This is a genomic window from Onishia taeanensis (genome assembly GCF_900100755.1).
In the GTDB taxonomy this organism is placed as follows: Bacteria; Pseudomonadota; Gammaproteobacteria; order Pseudomonadales; family Halomonadaceae; genus Onishia; species Onishia taeanensis.
Map to the genome: position 1 here is coordinate 367889 of NZ_FNCI01000002.1, position 15603 is coordinate 383491.

The window sequence follows — 15603 nt, forward strand, 5'->3', positions numbered from 1 at the left end:
CCCCTATTTCTCTGGAGCTACCATGAGCGCGACGCCCTTCGAGCACCTGGACATTGCCACCCTGAAAGCCTGGCTTGACGAGGGTGAGCCGCTGACGCTGGTCGATATCCGTGACCCGATGAGCTTCGCGCGCGGCCATATCCCGGCGAGCCGCCACCTGGATAACACCAGCGTCGGAGCGCTGCTCGACGAGACGCCCAAGGACGCCGCCCTGGTGGTGGTCTGCTACCACGGGCATTCCAGCCAGCAGGCGGCCACCTGGCTCGCCGGCCAGGGCTATTCCCGTGTCTACAGCCTGGACGGTGGCTTTACCGGCTGGGCCGCCCAGCACCCCACTCGCGTTGACACGGCGCCGGCATGAGCGAGGATCGTTTCCTTGACGGCCTCGAGGTCTATTGCGTGGGCGGTGCGGTGCGCGATAAGCGCCTGGGGTGGCCGGTCTATGACCATGACTGGGTGGTAGTGGGCGCAAGCGTCGAGGACATGACCCGGCGCGGCTTCACCCCGGTGGGGCGCGACTTTCCGGTCTTCCTGCATCCCGTCACCCACGAGGAATATGCGCTGGCGCGCACCGAGCGCAAGCGCGGCCACGGCTATACCGGCTTCGTGGTGCACGCGAGCCCCGATGTCAGCCTCGAGGAGGACCTGGCGCGGCGCGATCTAACCATCAACGCCATGGCCGAGTCGGCCGACGGCACCCTGGTCGATCCTTACCACGGCCAGCGGGATCTCGCCGCCAGGCGGCTGCGCCATGTCTCACCGGCCTTCGTCGAAGACCCGCTGCGAGTGCTGCGCACCGCACGCTTCCTGGCCCGCTATCGGGGACTCGGCTTCGAGATCGCCGAGGATACGCTGGCGCTGATGCGCGAGCTCGCCCAGAGCGGTGAGCTTGGCCACCTAGTGGCCGAGCGGGTCTGGGCCGAAACCGAGAAGGCGCTGGGTGAGCCTTCCCCCGAGGCCTACTTCACGGCCCTTGATGACTGTGAGGCACTGGCGGTGCTGATGCCGGAGCTGCTCGAAGACCGTGAAGCGCTGGCCGCCGCCCTGGAGCGGCTGCATTGCCTGCCTTCATCGCAGGTCGATGGGGCGCCCGAGCAAGATGACAGCGAGGTGGGTGAACGGCGTCGTTGGCGCTGGGCGCGACTCCTCGAGCACCTTGGCGACGATGCCAGGGCCGCGCTTGCCGAGCGGCTCAAGCTGCCCAAGGCCTACGCCGACCTGGCACGCCAGGCCGCCCGCACCCGAGCGCTGCGCTTGGACAGTGAAGCCGCCGGGCTCTCCGCGGACCAGGTGCTCGGCTGGTATGACGGCATCGATGCCTGGCGGCGCGACGAGCGCCTGGCGCCCCAGTTGCGCCTGTTGGCGCTGGACGCGCCCGAGCTCGCTCGAACGCTGGGTGCGGCCTATCGGGCAGCCCAGGCGATTGCGCCAAAGGCGCTGCTCGAGGAGGGCTTCAAGGGCAAGGCGCTGGGCGAGGAGCTCGACCGGCGACGCCAGGCGGCGATCGCCGAGGTGCTGGCCGCACACTTGGCTGAGTCTTAGTGAGCCTGGATGGGCGAGCGGGCCGTGATTCTGGCCCCGGGAGTTCGCTATACCAGCTTCGCACCTGTGTTCAGGTGTCGCGCTACACGTCGGCGCGGGAAATCCACTGCTGACGCCAGCGGAAATCCACCGGCCACAGCCGCTGGTCACCGGGGTCGAAGGCTTGCCACAGGCGGTCATAGCGCTGGCCGTTGAGCGGATGAGTGGCCTCGGGCAGCAGTTCGGCCAGCGGCTTCAAGACGAAGGCATGCTCGGTGATTTCGTCGCGGGGCAGTTCGACGCCGTCATGCTTGCCGGTGAGTGCGCCCACCGTCAGCAGGTCGATGTCGAGGGTGCGGGGGCTGAACTTGGCGCTGTTCTTCACTCGGCCGTTGGCGAATTCCAGGCGCTTGCACCAGGCTTGGAGCTCGCCCACCGAGGCGTCGCTGTCAAAGGCCGCCACCAGGTTGTAGAAGTTGCGCCCGTCTTCGAAACCTACCGGTTCGCTCTCGAAGACCCGCGACACGACAAGCTCGCCGAAGGCGGCGTGAAGGGCATCGAGGCAGGTCAGGACATGCTGCTCGCGCTCGATGTTGCTGCCGATACTGACGGTGACGCGGTTCATCATGACTCGCCCCGGGTGATGCGCACGCCGACGGCGCTGGCGTTGGCCACGGCGCCGGGCTTGCGCACCGCAAGGGTCAGCCAAGCGATGGCGAATTCTTCGCGCAGGGTGGCGGCCAGGCGCTCGGCGAAGGTCTCCACCAGGGCGAAGTCATGCTCGCTGGCGAAGGCGGCGATACGCTCGCTGATGGCCGCATAGTCGAGCGTCTTGGCGATATCGTCATCGGCCGCGGCGGGGCGGATGTCGGTAGCCAGCTCCAGGTCGAGGACCAGGCGCTGGAGTATGTCGCGCTCCCAGTCGTAGACGCCAATCACGGTGTCTACTTCGAGCGCCTCGATCAGCACGCAATCCATCAATGCATCCCCCACCTGTCGGTCTGTAAGAATTGCCGGCGCTCGATTGTACGTGAGTCGGCGGGCAGAATCATGACTGACCGCGACCTTCAGGAGGACCCTTATGTCGCCAAGTCATCTGGCCCTAACCTTGGGGCCGCTGCTGGCGCTGGGCTATCTTAGCGGCAGCGCCCTTGGTGCGCTGGCCGTGTGCCGGCTGGCCGGGTTGCGCGACCCGCGCCTGGCCGGCTCGCGCAACCCGGGGTTTTCCAATGTGCTGCGCCTCTATGGCCCGCGCCTGGCGCTGGCGACACTGACGCTGGATGCCGCCAAGGGCATGCCGGTGCTGTTCGCCGCTCAGGCGTTGGGGTTATCGCCCTGGGCCCAGGGCATGGTGGGGCTTGCCGTGCTGCTGGGGCATAGCTATCCGCCCTGGCACCGCTTTCGCGGCGGCAAGGCGGTGGCCAGCGCCTTCGGGGTGCTGCTGGTGCTGACTCCTGGAGTGGCATTGGTCAGTGCCGCCTGCTGGGCGTTGCTGGCCTGGCGGGTGCGTACCGCCTCGGTGGCGTCGCTGGCCAGTGCGACCCTCGCTCCGCTGGTCAGCCTGTGGCTGGCGCCTGAGTATGGCGGTGTGATCGTCGTTTTCGCGCTGCTTGTGCTGGTGCGCCACGTGTGGAATATCCAGCGCCTGGGGCGTGGCGGCGAGCAGGCGCTATCGGCGGATAGCGCCCGTGACGAGGAGTAGACGCGACACCGGTCGGTCAGGCCGAGGCAGAGCCTGCCGGGGCCAACTGATCCAGCGGCCAGCGCGGTACGGCGCGCATGGCGCTGTCGTCCCGCTCGCCGGCCACTAGGCGCTGGGCTCCCACATAGGCGATCATGGCGCCGTTGTCGGTGCAGAAGCGCCCGCGAGGATAGAAGGCCTTGGCGCCGCGCTTGCCGGTCTCCACTGCCAGGCGTTCGCGAAGCCGGGTATTGGCGCTGACACCCCCCGCGACCACTAGGCGCTTCAAACCAGTGGCATCCAGGGCGCGCCGGCACTTGATCACCAGCGTATCGACCACGGCCTCCTCGAAGGCGCGGGCAACGTCGGCGCGGGCCTGGTCATCGAGTTGCCCGGCTTCCCTGAGCGAGCGGACCGCGGTCAGCATATGGGTCTTGAGCCCAGAGAAGCTGAAGTCGAGACCTGGCCGGTCGGTCATCGGGCGCGGAAAGCGAAAGCGCGTCGGGTCGCCCTGCTCGGCCAGCCGCGCCACATTAGGGCCGCCGGGATACTCGAGGCCCAGCATCTTGGCGGCCTTGTCGAAGGCTTCGCCGGCGGCATCGTCCACCGACTCGCCCAGCAGTTCATAGTCGCCGAGCCCGCGCACCTCGACCAGTTGGGTGTGGCCACCCGATACCAGCAGGGCAACGAAAGGAAACGCCGGCGGCTCATCCTCGAGCATGGGGGCTAGCAGGTGGCCTTCCATGTGATGCACGCCGAGCACCGGAATATTCAGCGCCCGGGCCAGGCCGTGGGCGGTGGAGGCGCCGACCATCAGCGCGCCGACCAGGCCCGGGCCTGCGGTATAGGCGATGCCGTCGAGCTCGGCACGGGTCATGCCGGCGTCGTTCAGGACGTCCTCGATCAGCGGTAGCAGCTTGCGGGTATGGTCGCGTGAGGCGAGTTCCGGCACCACGCCGCCGTAATCGGCGTGCATGGCGATCTGGCTGTAGAGAGCGTCGGCGACCAGGCCGCGCTCCGTGTCAAAGAGGGCAACGCCGGTCTCGTCGCAGGATGTCTCGATCCCTAATACGCGCATGGTAAGGCCCCAGGCTCATGGTATCTGGCTAACAGTAAACCGAGCATTATACGTGCTTTGGGCGGCATCGGGCACCGGCAGGGCATCAAGGTTTGCAATGTCGTCTGGCCACGACTAGAATACTGTGCGCTGTATGACTGGGTCGTGCGCCCGGGTTCCACTCCGCATCTTGCTTCTTCCTCATGATTCCCTGCGTCGCCCCAAGGCGGCTTGGACGTTATGTTTCAAGCGATGCGATAAGACTCGAGGCGTGCGTTCAAACCGAACTCATGATTCCAAGGTAGGTGAGTGCTTAATGCCTTCTGTCAAAGTACGTGATAACGAGCCGTTCGACGTCGCGCTGCGTCGCTTCAAGCGTTCCTGCGAAAAAGCCGGTGTTCTGTCCGAAGTGCGTCGTCGCGAGCACTACGAGAAGCCGACCGCCGAGCGCAAGCGTAAGGCCGCTGCCGCCGTCAAGCGTCACGCCAAGAAGCTCCAGCGCGAGCGCAAGCGTTTCGAACGGCTGTATTAATCCGTACTAAGGGCGGCCACGCCGTCCTAGAGGGATGCCAAGCGGCCGCCATACGGTGGCCGTTTGTTTTTCTAGTGGTCGCGTCGGGAGGTTCCGAGGCGGGCACGTATCGCCGTTTTTCAGGATGACTCGCGATGGCCATGGGCCAGATACCGCAACGCTTCATTGATGACCTGCTCGCCCGTGTGGATGTGGTCGAGGTCGTTGGTGAGCGGGTAGCGCTCAAGAAGAACGGGCGCAACCACGCGGGGCTATGTCCTTTCCATCAGGAAAAGTCACCCTCTTTTACCGTCAGTCAGGACAAGCAGTTCTATCACTGCTTCGGCTGCGGAGCGCACGGCAACGCGCTGCGCTTCCTGATGGAGTACGACAACCTGCGCTTTCCCGAGGCCGTTGAGCAGTTGGCCGCGCGCCAGGGGATGGAGGTGCCTCGGGAAGGTGCCGACGATCCTCGTGCTCAGGCCAGGGAACAGAAGCGCAAGGAAGGCGTCAATCTTCTAGAGCTGGCGGCGAGTTTCTTCCGTGAGCGGCTGAAGATGCCCGAGGCCGAGCAGGCCAGGGAGTATCTGAAGCGGCGCGACCTGTCGCCCGAGGTGCAGGCGGAGTTCGCCATCGGCTATGCCCCCGATGACTGGGAGGCGCTCAAGAAGCACCTAACCAGCCAGGGCGTCTCGGAGGCGGTGCAGGTCGAGTATGGTCTGCTGGTCCATCGCGAGGATAGCGGCCGCACCTATGATCGTTTTCGTGACCGGGTCGTGTTCCCGATTCGCGACTTCAAGGGGCGCACCATTGCCTTTGGTGGTCGGGTGCTTGGCGATGCCAAGCCGAAGTACCTGAACTCGCCGGAAAGCCCGGTGTTTCACAAGGGGCGCGAGCTCTACGGTCTTTATGAGGCGCGCCAGGCCAATCGCCACCTCGAGCGGGTGCTGATCGTCGAAGGCTATATGGACGTGGTGGCGCTTGCCCAGTTCGGCATTCGCAACGCCGTGGCAACGCTTGGTACCTCGACCAGCGAGGAGCATCTGACGCGGCTGTTTCGCATGGTCGGCGAGGTGGTGTTCTGCTTCGACGGTGACCAGGCCGGTCGCCAGGCAGCCAGTCGGGCGCTGGCCACCGTGCTGCCGCTGATGATCGATGGGCGTCAGGCCCGCTTCCTGTTCCTGCCCGAGGGCGAGGACCCAGACAGTCTGGTGCGCCGCGAAGGCCCCGATGCCTTCCAGGATAGGGTGACCTGCGCCAGCCCGCTGTCGGAGTTCCTGTTCGAACAGGCCGGCCGCGGGCGCGACCTAGCAAGCGTCGAGGATCGCGAGCGCTATGCCAGTCAGGTGCTCAAGGCCATTGAGCAGTTGCCGGAGGGAGTGTTGAAGTCGCTGATGCTCAGCGAACTGTCCTCGCGAACCGGCGTCGATCAGGCGCGCTTTGCGGCGCTGTTGGCCGCCAAGGCGCCGGCAGAGCCCAATGGCCTGGAGGCGCAGGACGATATGCCCGCCGACGCCTGGGGCGAGCCGAATGGCCAAGTGGCTCGAGGGGGCGCCCCCCTTGCCGCAAAGCGCAGCGGCGCCATGAGCTTGATTGCGCGGGCACTGCAGCTTTTGGTGCATGAGCCGACCCTGGTCGACAGGCTGCCGGAGTCGCTGGATTGGTGTCCCGAGGGGGACGGCGATGGGGCGCTGCTCAAGGAGTTGGTCAAACTGCTGCGAGCCGGGCGCTATCGCAGCGTGCAAGTGCTACTGGCGCACTTTCATGGCTCTCAGGAGGGCGAGCGCCTGGCGCAGCTGGCGCGGCGCGAGCTCTTGATGCCGCCGGCGGCGCGCGCAACCGAGCTGGATGGGCTGGTAGAGCACTTTTGTCGTGCCCGGTCGCGCCAGACACCGGAAAGCGAGTACGCGGCCTTGTTGGCCAAGGAAAAGGGCGGGCAGCGGCTCTCACGGGAAGAGAAGCAGCGCCTGATGGAGTTGCTGATGTCGCTCAACCGCTGACGAGCGGCGACACAAATGTGCGGCGGGGTTGAATTGTTGCGTACCAGCACCATCTAAGAGGTATCGCAATGCTCATTCCCGAGCACAACCAAACAACCTAACACACCTGAACGGCACCGCAAACGCAATACTGGCGGAATAGCCCTTCTTACCGCTATACTGATCGGCTTTATGGATTTTTCATGCCTGATCGTTCGGGTGCTTCATTCTTCTTCGTCGAGATAGGGTTTCTATGGCTGGAAATGCGCAGCAGCAGTCACGTCTGAAGGAGTTGATCGCGCGCGGCAAGGAACAGGGTTACCTGACCTATGCCGAGGTCAACGACCACCTTCCCGAGGATATCGCCGACCCGGATCAAGTGGAAGACATCATCGGCATGATCAACGACATGGGTATCAATGTCGTTGAAGAAGCCCCCGATGAAGACACTTTGATGATGGCGGACCACTCCACCGATGAGCACGCTGCCGAAGAGGCAGTGGCGGCATTGGCGGCTGTGGAAAGCGATGTCGGCCGCACCACCGACCCCGTTCGCATGTACATGCGCGAGATGGGTACCGTCGAACTGCTGACCCGCGAAGGCGAGATCAAGATCGCCAAGCGCATCGAGGAAGGCACCCGTGAGGTGATGTCGGCCCTGGCGTATCTGCCGGGTGCGGTCGAGTCCGTCCTCGAGGTCTATGACGGCACGCAGGACGAAGAGGCGCCCGGCCGCCTGTCCGACCTGTTCTCCGGCTTCATCGACCCCGATGAGGGCATCCCGGGCGTTGCCGAAGCGGAAGTCGTCGAGGAGCCGGTGAGCGATTCCGCCGATAGTGACGGCGACGAAGACGATGAGGACGCCGAGGAAGAGGAGACCACCAGCGGTCCCGATCCCGAGGAAGCCAAGGCACGCTTCGAGCAGATACGTGAGCAGAACGCCGCCGTTCAGGCAGCCCTTGAGAAGCACGGTCGTGGTTCCAAGCAGGCCAATGCCGAACAGGCGCGTCTCGCCGAGTTGTTCTCGCCGATCAAGCTGGTGCCCAAGCACTTCGAGCGCCTGGTCGGTCAGGTGCGGATCAGCGTCGAGCAGGTCCGCAACCAAGAGAAGGCCATCCTTCAGCTCTTCGTCAAGAAGGGTAAGGTGCCGCGCAAGACCTTCATCAAATCGTTCCCTGGCAACGAGTCTCGCAGTGAGTGGCTGGATGAGTTCTTCGAGGCCAATGCGCGCTACAAGGATCGCCTTGAGCCGTTCCGAGGCGACGTTGCCCGGGCGCAGCGCAAGATCGCCTTCGAAGAAGACATGGTGCAGCTTCAGGTGCCGGAGCTGAAAGAGGTCAATCGTCGCCTGTCGATCGGTGAGGCCAAGGCACGCCGGGCCAAGAAGGAGATGGTCGAGGCCAACCTGCGCCTGGTGATCTCGATTGCCAAGAAGTACACCAACCGTGGCCTGCAGTTCCTCGACCTGATCCAGGAAGGCAATATCGGCCTGATGAAGGCGGTCGATAAGTTCGAATACCGTCGCGGTTACAAGTTCTCGACCTATGCTACCTGGTGGATTCGTCAGGCGATCACGCGTTCGATCGCTGACCAGGCGCGCACCATTCGTATTCCGGTGCACATGATCGAGACCATCAACAAGCTCAACCGCGTATCGCGGCAGATGCTGCAGGAGATGGGGCGCGAGCCGACGCCTGAGGAACTTGGCGAACGTCTCGAGATGCCCGAGGACAAGGTCCGCAAGGTACTCAAGATCGCCAAGGAGCCGATCTCCATGGAGACGCCGATCGGTGACGATGACGATTCGCACCTGGGTGACTTCATCGAGGACGGCACCATGCTGCTGCCCATCGATTTGGCCACCGGTGAGGGCCTGATCGAGGCGACCCGCAACGTGCTCGGCGGCTTGACCGCTCGCGAGGCCAAGGTGCTGCGCATGCGTTTCGGTATCGACATGAATACCGACCACACCCTCGAGGAGGTCGGCAAGCAGTTCGATGTCACCCGCGAGCGCATCCGTCAGATCGAGGCCAAGGCGCTGCGCAAGCTGCGCCATCCGTCGCGCTCCGAGTCGCTACGCTCCTTCTTGGACGAATAGTCCGGCGCAAATAGTCCGGCGCAAATGGTCCGGCACAAATGGTCCGGCACAAAGCGCCTGGGTGTCGCCTGCGATACCTCGGTTGCTGATATGAAAAGGCCCGCAAGCATGGCTTGCGGGCCTTTTCGTGTCTGGAGCCTACCCTGGCGTTTTCCAGGTCAGGCAGGCTGAAGCCGGAGGCTGAGTGCCTATTTTTGTGCCGCCAGGCGGCGTTTTGCCAGCAGGGTGAGTTCGATCACGGCGAATAGGATTAGGGTGAAGCCGAGCAGTTCGGTGGTTTCTTCGGCGGCATCCTTGATGTCGCGCACATAGCCGTCACCCATGATCGCGACCCACATCTCGCTGCGGCCATAGAGACGTGAGTATACGTAGGTGACCAGGAAGCCGGCGGCGAACAGGCCGAATGAGAAGCTGTTGGCATAGCGCTCGAACTCGGCGAGGAAGGCGGCTCGGCGGCGAATCACCACGTACAGGCTGGGCAGCACGATCAGGCTGACCAGGATCTGCCAGGCATCATCGAAGACGTAGGTGTCGAGCAGGGCGTCCTGCTCGCGGACCAGTGAGGCGCCAAGGAAGGCCATCATCAACAGGCTTACGGTCGGCAACTGGCGCAAGCCGAAACGCACATAGGCCAGCAGGGCAACGCTCGCGGCGAGAAGGGTCGACTCGGCATATTCGGTGAAGCCGTGCTCGGAAAGTCGGGCATCTGGCAAATACAGCACTTCCAGATAGATGCCCTGCGCCAAGGCGGCAATGAGTAGGATGTAGAGCAGGGCGCGTAGGCAGGTGGCGCGAAAGCTGATGGTCTCAGAGGGCATGCGACTGGTTGATCCTTACAGAGGTGTGACGTGTCTATCAATTAGCCTGCTATTTTATGGCACGGCCCAGCACCTAGCTAGTCTAGATCTCGGCTAGGGGCTTTTCGAGCGATTGGCTTCCTCGACCAGCCAGTCGTGTACCGCCTTGACTCGCCGATCATCCAGGGCGCCGGGAACATGCACGATGCCGTAGCGCTTGCCGGTCGCCACCCGCTGGGCGAAGGGAGCGATCAGCGAGCCGGTCTTCAGTTCGTTGGTGATCAGCGTTTGGCGGGCGATGGCGACCCCCATCCCGGAGATGGCCGCGTCCATGGTCAACTGGTTGCGGTTGAAGGTGTAGCCTCGCCGCACGCTGACATGGTGGGCGTCGATCTCGCGCAGGAAATGCTCCCATTCCGCATAGTCGCTGCTGCCGCGCCAGGCGGTGACGTCGTGCAGCAGCGGGTACCAGGCTAGGTCCTCGGGTTGGCGTAGCGGGGGCTTGCCGCGCAGCAGGCTCGGGGCGCAGACCGGGAAGATCACTTCGTCCATCAGCGGCGTGATGGCGAGGCCGGGATACTGGCCGTCGTTGAGATCCAGCGCCAGGTCGAAGTCGCCTTCGCGTAGCGAGATGTTGCTGTCCTCGGCGACCACCTGAAGTTCGATGTCCGGGAAGCGGGCCTGAAGCCTCGGCAGCCTAGGCATCAGCCATTTGGCGAGGAAGGAAGGTACCGAGCGCAGCCGCAGGATGCCGCTCATCACGCCGCTGCGCAGTCGTCGGACCTCGAGCCCCACGGCCTGATAGGCATCGTCGACCACTAGTGACAGCCGCAGGCCCTCGTCGGTGAGCTCCAGGCGTCGTGGCAGGCGCCGGAACAGCTTGAAGCCGAGCCGCTCTTCGAGCTGCTTGATCTGCTGGCTGACCGCGCCGGTGGTGACGTGCAGCTCCTCGGCGGCGCGGGTGAACGACAGGTGCCGGGCGCTGACCGAAAAGACCTTCAGCCAGGCATGGGTCTGGGAGTTGAGTGAGCGGCTCATGGTTTAGTAATTCTAAAGTCGTCGCGAGTATTTCTGGATTGTATAGAGGTCTACGCCGGCCCACTATAGGTTTATCTGGTCAGGCCGGGAATCGGCTTTAGCCATATTGATCCTAACAGGGCCCCGGCCCCGAGCCATGTTCCACTGCGACGAGGTAAGTCATGTCCATCAGCGTCTTCGACCTGTTCAAGATTGGTATCGGGCCGTCGAGCTCCCACACCGTGGGGCCGATGCAGGCCGCTCATGATTTCGTCGAGGAACTGCGGGCTCGTGACCTGCTGGAGCGAGTGGCCCGCATCGAAGTACGCTTGTACGGCTCGCTGTCGGCCACCGGCATCGGTCATGGCACCGACCGGGCGGTGATCATGGGGCTGATGGGGGAGCTGCCGAGCAAGATCGACACCAATATCATCAGCCCCTGCATCGAAGAGCTGCTGGAGTCGCGTACCCTATTGCTCGACAACCGCCTGGCAATTCCCTTCCTATGGGCGCGTGACATGCAGCTATTGGATGAGTGCCTGCCGCATCATCCCAATGCCATGCGCCTAATCGCTCACGGCCACAGCGACGAGATTTACTCCAATACCTACTACTCGGTGGGCGGCGGTTTCGTGGTCGACGAGGCTCAGGCTCAGGGTGGTTCGCTGGACACCGATATCACGCCGCTGCCCTACGATTTCAATAGTGCCGGTCAGCTGCTGGCGCTGTGCCGCATGCATGACATGCGCATCTCGGAGCTGATGCTCGAGAACGAGAAGGCCTGGCGCAGTGAGCAGGAGATCCGCGACGGCCTGTGGACGATCTGGCAGGCCATGTGCGAGTGCGTAGAAACAGGCTTCAAAAACGAAGGCGTATTGCCCGGCGGTCTCAACGTCAAGCGGCGGGCCGCCTCGCTGCATCGCCGCCTGGTGGCCATGGAGGGAAGCCACAGCCTGATCACCTCGACCTTCTCGGCCATGGACTGGGTCAACGTCTTCGCCCTGGCGGTCAACGAGGAGAACGCCGCCGGCGGGCGCATGGTCACTGCGCCGACCAATGGTGCCGCGGGCATCATTCCGGCGGTGCTGCACTATTACATGAAGTTTCAGCCCGACGCCTGCGAGCGCAACGTGGTCGATTTCCTGCTGGCCGCCGGTGCCGTGGGCATTCTGTGCAAGAAGAACGCCTCGATTTCCGGCGCTGAAGTGGGCTGTCAGGGCGAGGTCGGCTCGGCCTGCGCGATGGCCGCCGCCGGGCTTGCCGAGGTCATGGGGGGCAGCATCGGCCAGGTGGAGAACGCCGCCGAAATCGGCCTCGAGCACAACCTGGGGCTGACCTGCGACCCGGTCGGCGGCTTGGTGCAGGTGCCCTGTATCGAGCGCAACGCGATTGCCTCGGTTAAGGCCATTAACGCCGCCCAGATGGCCTTGCGCGGCGACGGCGAGCACTTCATCTCGCTGGACAAAGCGATTCGCACCATGCGCGACACCGGCCGCGACATGCAGGAAAAGTACAAGGAAACGTCCCGCGGCGGCCTGGCCGTCAACGCTATCGAATGCTGATGCCGACGGGCCTTGTCCGTCGATGATCAACCCTTTTGGGCGCCCGCCAGGGCGCCCTTTTTTTGCCTGGCCTCAGCGCATGTTTTCCTGCCTATTGCTCTTGTTGCTGGGATAGACCCGCCCAGCGTCTGACCGGTAGCACGTCATGAATATGCGCGACCAGGTAGTCGACGAACTGGCGCACCTTGGGCGAAAGGTGGCGGTGGCGCGGATAGACCGCCCATACCGCGGTGTCGCTGTGACGAAAGTGGTCGAGCACTGACACCAGCTCGCCGCTGGCGAGGTGTTTCTCGACGTAGTAGTCAGGCAGTTGGGCAAGCCCCAGGCCCTTGAGGCTGGCATCGAGCAGGGCGGGCCCCGAATTGGCCTGCCAGCGGCCGCCGACGCGGACCTCGCGGCGCACGCCGTCGACTTCGAACAGCCACTGGTCCCGGGAACCGAGCAGGCAGGCGTGATTGGCAAGCTCGGCCAATGAATGGGGTCGGGAGACCTGAGCGAAGTAGTCCCGCGAGCCGACCACGTATTCGCGGCGCTCGCACAGGCGTCTGGCGATCAGCGTCGAGTCCTTGAGCACGCCCATGCGAATCGCCACGTCGAAGCCCTCGTCGATCAGCTCGACCCGGCGATTGGTGAAGTGCAGGTTCACTTCGAGCTGCGGATGCTGGCGCTGAAAGTCGTTGACCAGTGGGGCGATGAAGCGCTCGCCGAAGGTGGTCGATGAGGTCAGCTTGAGCACGCCCTTGGGCCGGGCGTGAAAGTCATGCACCGCCGCCTCGGCTTCCTGGAAACCATCGAACAGGTGGCGGCAGTGCTCGAAGTAGAGGGTGCCTGCATCGGTCAGGTGCAGTTGTCGTGTGGTGCGATAGAGCAGGGTGGTGCCGAGTTGGTTCTCGAGCTGACCGACCAGCCGGCTGACGTGCGAGGTCGAAACCTTGAGCGCTCGCGCCGCGGCGGAAAAACTGCCCAGGCGAACCACCTCGACGAAGGCTTCGATGCGATCCCAGCGTTGCATGTGGTAAACGGCGCTCCCTGATCTTTGCTGTGTGACAACAATCTTATGCGGCTTACCCCATTTATCGCCACCGGCGCTGTCGCCTAGACTGGTGCCAATCACTTTGGGCAGGCGTTTTCTGCCCGGCCGTCGAATCTTCCTACATCCTACCGTCAGGAGTCGCCATGAAATCTCGTGCCGCTATCGCACTGGAAGCCGGCAAGCCGCTGGAACTCACCGAAATCGACGTCGAAGGTCCGAAGGCCGGCGAGGTGCTGGTGCGCATGGTCGCTACCAGCGTCTGCCACACCGATGCCTATACGCTGTCCGGCGCCGACCCGGAAGGACTCTTTCCTTCGGTGCTCGGTCATGAAGGGGCGGGTATCGTCGAGGAAGTCGGCGAGGGCGTGACCAGCCTCGTGCCGGGCGACCACGTCATTCCGCTCTATACCGCCGAGTGCGGCAAGTGCAAGTTCTGCCTCTCCGGCAAGACCAACCTGTGCAGCTCAGTGCGTGCTACCCAAGGCAAGGGCCTGATGCCGGACGGCACCTCGCGCTTCTCTATCGACGGCAAGCCCCTGCATCATTACATGGGCTGCTCGACCTTCTCCGAGTACACCGTGGTGCCCGAGGTGTCGCTTGCCAAGGTGTCCAAGGAAGCCCCGCTGGACAAGATTTGCCTGCTGGGCTGCGGTGTGACCACCGGGATCGGTGCGGTCATGAACACCGCCAAGGTCGAGCCGGGTTCCACCATCGCCGTGTTCGGCCTCGGCGCCATCGGTCTTGCGGTCATCCAGGGCGCCCAGATGGCCAAGGCCAGCCGCATCATCGCCATCGACATCAACCCGGACAAGTTCGAGCTGGCCCGCCAGTTCGGCGCCACCGAGTTCGTCAACCCGAAAGACTACAGCGACTCCATCCAGCAGGTCATCGTCGACCTGACCGACGGCGGCGTCGACTACTCCTTCGAGTGCATCGGTAACGTCAACGTCATGCGCTCGGCGCTGGAGTGCTGCCACAAGGGCTGGGGCGAGTCGATCATCATCGGTGTCGCCGGCGCCGGGGAAGAGATCGCCACCCGGCCGTTCCAGCTGGTGACGGGGCGGGTCTGGAAAGGCTCCGCGTTCGGCGGCGTCAAAGGCCGCAGCGAGCTGCCGGGCTATGTCGACCGCTACATGAAGGGTGAGCTCAAGATCGACGAGTTCATCACCCAGGACATGCCGTTCGAGAAGATCAATGAGGCCTTCGAGCTGCTGCATGCCGGCAAGAGCATTCGCAGCGTTCTGCACTACTGAGCGAAGGAGACGCACTCATGAGCATGTCCGAATCCCTGGAATTGGTATCGGCCACCAAGAGCTTCGGTGGCTGGCTCAAGCGCTACAAGCACCACGCGCGGGCCTTGGACTGTGAGATGGTCTTTTCCATCTACCTGCCGCCTCAGGCCGAGAGCGAGCGGGTGCCGCTGATGTGGTGGCTGTCGGGGCTGACCTGCACCGACGAGAACTTCATGCAGAAGGCCGGCGCTCAGCGTCTTGCCGCTGAGCTCGGCATCGCCATCGTTTGCCCGGATACCAGCCCGCGCGGGCTGGATCTGCCCGGCGAGCATGACAGCTACGACTTCGGCAGTGGCGCCGGCTTCTACGTCAACGCCACCCAGGAGCCCTGGGCCAAGCACTATCGCATGTACGACTATGTGGCCGAGGAGCTGCCGTCGGTGGTGCGTCAGCATTTCCCGGTCAACGGCCGCGAGTCGATCAGCGGGCACTCCATGGGCGGCCACGGGGCCTTGGTGCTGGCGCTGCGACGCCCCGGTCAGTACGCGGCGGTGTCGGCGTTCGCACCGGTAGTCAATCCGATCGAATGTCCCTGGGGGCAAAAGGCCTTTAGCCACTATCTGGGCGAGGACAAGCGCGCCTGGACCCAGTATGACGCCTGCGAACTGGTCGCCAAGGGGGCTTCTCGGCAGCCGTTGTTCATCGACCAGGGCGAGGCCGACAACTTCCTCGAGGAACAGCTGATGCCCGAGCGGTTGGAAGCGGCATGCGAAAAGCGCGACCACCCGCTGACCCTGCGTCGGCATGCTGGCTATGATCACAGCTACTACTTCATCGCCAGCTTTATCGAGGATCACCTGCGCTATCACGCCGAGCGGCTGTACAAGAAACGCTGAGCCGGAGAGCCTGAGATAGAGAAGAGGCGCTGAGCCACGTCGTCATCGAGACGGCGTGGCTTCTTCGTACCTGGAGGGCGTGGCGGGCATAGTCATAAGCGACCTGATTATCGCAATGCACCGTGATCTGTCAGGCGATAGCTAAATTTGACATGCCAAAAAACGACACCTGGGGTACCTTGATAGGAGGCATGCCTGATAGCGACATTCTCTTTTTCT

At 63.8% G+C, this 15603-nt stretch carries 15 protein-coding genes; 9 read left to right on the top strand and 6 right to left on the bottom strand.

What is annotated here, in order from left to right:
• The first annotated feature begins 22 nt into the window (after positions 1 to 22).
• Together glpE and BLR71_RS04180 are read left to right on the top strand one after the other, a co-directional pair.
• Positions 23 to 361, top strand: coding sequence for a thiosulfate sulfurtransferase GlpE (gene glpE, locus BLR71_RS04175; protein ID WP_092523405.1), 339 nt, complete (start codon positions 23 to 25; stop codon positions 359 to 361).
• Positions 358 to 1542, top strand: a complete 1185-nt coding sequence (locus tag BLR71_RS04180) for a tRNA nucleotidyltransferase/poly(A) polymerase-related protein (RefSeq protein WP_092523407.1) — start codon at positions 358 to 360, stop codon at positions 1540 to 1542. Before glpE ends, BLR71_RS04180 begins: the two co-directional genes overlap by 4 nt.
• A gap of 82 nt (positions 1543 to 1624) precedes the next feature.
• Here the strand turns inward: BLR71_RS04180 and folK are convergent, their stop codons facing one another.
• Both folK and folB read right to left on the bottom strand, forming a co-directional pair.
• Positions 1625 to 2146 carry a 2-amino-4-hydroxy-6-hydroxymethyldihydropteridine diphosphokinase gene (gene folK, locus BLR71_RS04185; RefSeq protein WP_092523409.1) on the bottom strand — a complete coding sequence of 174 codons (522 nt, stop codon included), beginning with the start codon at positions 2144 to 2146 and terminating at the stop codon, positions 1625 to 1627.
• Entirely contained in the window at positions 2146 to 2499 is a 354-nt protein-coding gene (folB, locus tag BLR71_RS04190; protein ID WP_092523411.1) for a dihydroneopterin aldolase, read from the bottom strand. The genes folK and folB overlap by 1 nt, the downstream gene beginning before the upstream one ends.
• 103 nt (positions 2500 to 2602) lie before the next feature.
• Between folB and plsY the strand changes: the two genes are divergently transcribed.
• Positions 2603 to 3223, top strand: a complete 621-nt coding sequence (gene plsY / locus BLR71_RS04195) for a glycerol-3-phosphate 1-O-acyltransferase PlsY (protein WP_092523413.1) — start codon at positions 2603 to 2605, stop codon at positions 3221 to 3223.
• 16 nt (positions 3224 to 3239) lie between these two features.
• Here plsY and tsaD read toward each other — a convergent pair whose 3' ends face one another.
• Complete coding sequence (gene tsaD / locus BLR71_RS04200) at positions 3240 to 4280, bottom strand: tRNA (adenosine(37)-N6)-threonylcarbamoyltransferase complex transferase subunit TsaD (protein ID WP_092523415.1); 1041 nt, start codon at positions 4278 to 4280, stop codon at positions 3240 to 3242.
• 295 nt (positions 4281 to 4575) lie between these two features.
• Here tsaD and rpsU point away from each other — a divergent pair, with 295 nt between their 5' ends.
• The 3 genes from rpsU (at position 4576) to rpoD (ending at position 8847) form a co-directional block, all read left to right on the top strand.
• Positions 4576 to 4791 (top strand): 30S ribosomal protein S21, encoded by a 216-nt coding sequence (gene rpsU / locus BLR71_RS04205; RefSeq protein WP_016416934.1) that lies wholly within the window; start codon positions 4576 to 4578, stop codon positions 4789 to 4791.
• Positions 4792 to 4925: 134 nt separating this feature from the next.
• Entirely contained in the window at positions 4926 to 6770 is a 1845-nt protein-coding gene (dnaG, locus tag BLR71_RS04210) for a DNA primase (protein ID WP_245696330.1), read from the top strand.
• Positions 6771 to 7002: 232 nt separating this feature from the next.
• The gene (rpoD, locus tag BLR71_RS04215; protein ID WP_092523417.1) at positions 7003 to 8847 is read left to right on the top strand and encodes an RNA polymerase sigma factor RpoD; all 1845 of its coding nucleotides are present in this window, start codon (positions 7003 to 7005) and stop codon (positions 8845 to 8847) included.
• Between the two features lie 188 nt (positions 8848 to 9035).
• Here rpoD and BLR71_RS04220 read toward each other — a convergent pair whose 3' ends face one another.
• Positions 9036 to 9665, bottom strand: coding sequence for a hypothetical protein (locus BLR71_RS04220; protein ID WP_092523419.1), 630 nt, complete (start codon positions 9663 to 9665; stop codon positions 9036 to 9038).
• Positions 9666 to 9758: 93 nt separating this feature from the next.
• Positions 9759 to 10682, bottom strand: coding sequence for a LysR substrate-binding domain-containing protein (locus BLR71_RS04225; RefSeq protein ID WP_092523421.1), 924 nt, complete (start codon positions 10680 to 10682; stop codon positions 9759 to 9761).
• A 161-nt stretch (positions 10683 to 10843) separates the two neighbouring features.
• On the opposite strand from BLR71_RS04225, the gene BLR71_RS04230 reads away from it, so the two are divergent.
• A complete protein-coding gene (locus BLR71_RS04230; RefSeq protein WP_092523423.1) occupies positions 10844 to 12223 on the top strand; it encodes an L-serine ammonia-lyase in 1380 nt (459 codons plus the stop codon).
• Between the two features lie 91 nt (positions 12224 to 12314).
• On the opposite strand, the gene BLR71_RS04235 is transcribed toward BLR71_RS04230, so the two are convergent.
• A complete protein-coding gene (locus BLR71_RS04235) occupies positions 12315 to 13235 on the bottom strand; it encodes a LysR family transcriptional regulator (protein ID WP_092523425.1) in 921 nt (306 codons plus the stop codon).
• A gap of 164 nt (positions 13236 to 13399) precedes the next feature.
• On the opposite strand from BLR71_RS04235, the gene BLR71_RS04240 reads away from it, so the two are divergent.
• Entirely contained in the window at positions 13400 to 14509 is a 1110-nt protein-coding gene (locus BLR71_RS04240; RefSeq protein ID WP_092523427.1) for an S-(hydroxymethyl)glutathione dehydrogenase/class III alcohol dehydrogenase, read from the top strand.
• Between the two features lie 17 nt (positions 14510 to 14526).
• Positions 14527 to 15384, top strand: coding sequence for an S-formylglutathione hydrolase (gene fghA / locus BLR71_RS04245; RefSeq protein WP_092523429.1), 858 nt, complete (start codon positions 14527 to 14529; stop codon positions 15382 to 15384).
• Positions 15385 to 15603 lie beyond the last annotated feature (219 nt).

What these genes read in the sequence shown, in the direction of transcription:
- plsY (WP_092523413.1), top strand. Translation starts at nt 2,603, where the DNA reads ATGTCGCCAAGTCATCTGGCCCTAACCTTGGGGCCGCTGCTGGCGCTG.
- folB (WP_092523411.1), bottom strand. Translation starts at nt 2,499, where the DNA reads ATGGATTGCGTGCTGATCGAGGCGCTCGAAGTAGACACCGTGATTGGC.
- dnaG (WP_245696330.1), top strand. Translation starts at nt 4,926, where the DNA reads ATGGCCATGGGCCAGATACCGCAACGCTTCATTGATGACCTGCTCGCC.
- folK (WP_092523409.1), bottom strand. Translation starts at nt 2,146, where the DNA reads ATGAACCGCGTCACCGTCAGTATCGGCAGCAACATCGAGCGCGAGCAG.
- rpsU (WP_016416934.1), top strand. Translation starts at nt 4,576, where the DNA reads ATGCCTTCTGTCAAAGTACGTGATAACGAGCCGTTCGACGTCGCGCTG.
- rpoD (WP_092523417.1), top strand. Translation starts at nt 7,003, where the DNA reads ATGGCTGGAAATGCGCAGCAGCAGTCACGTCTGAAGGAGTTGATCGCG.
- tsaD (WP_092523415.1), bottom strand. Translation starts at nt 4,280, where the DNA reads ATGCGCGTATTAGGGATCGAGACATCCTGCGACGAGACCGGCGTTGCC.
- BLR71_RS04225 (WP_092523421.1), bottom strand. Translation starts at nt 10,682, where the DNA reads ATGAGCCGCTCACTCAACTCCCAGACCCATGCCTGGCTGAAGGTCTTT.
- glpE (WP_092523405.1), top strand. Translation starts at nt 23, where the DNA reads ATGAGCGCGACGCCCTTCGAGCACCTGGACATTGCCACCCTGAAAGCC.
- BLR71_RS04235 (WP_092523425.1), bottom strand. Translation starts at nt 13,235, where the DNA reads ATGCAACGCTGGGATCGCATCGAAGCCTTCGTCGAGGTGGTTCGCCTG.
- BLR71_RS04230 (WP_092523423.1), top strand. Translation starts at nt 10,844, where the DNA reads ATGTCCATCAGCGTCTTCGACCTGTTCAAGATTGGTATCGGGCCGTCG.
- BLR71_RS04220 (WP_092523419.1), bottom strand. Translation starts at nt 9,665, where the DNA reads ATGCCCTCTGAGACCATCAGCTTTCGCGCCACCTGCCTACGCGCCCTG.
- fghA (WP_092523429.1), top strand. Translation starts at nt 14,527, where the DNA reads ATGAGCATGTCCGAATCCCTGGAATTGGTATCGGCCACCAAGAGCTTC.
- BLR71_RS04240 (WP_092523427.1), top strand. Translation starts at nt 13,400, where the DNA reads ATGAAATCTCGTGCCGCTATCGCACTGGAAGCCGGCAAGCCGCTGGAA.
- BLR71_RS04180 (WP_092523407.1), top strand. Translation starts at nt 358, where the DNA reads ATGAGCGAGGATCGTTTCCTTGACGGCCTCGAGGTCTATTGCGTGGGC.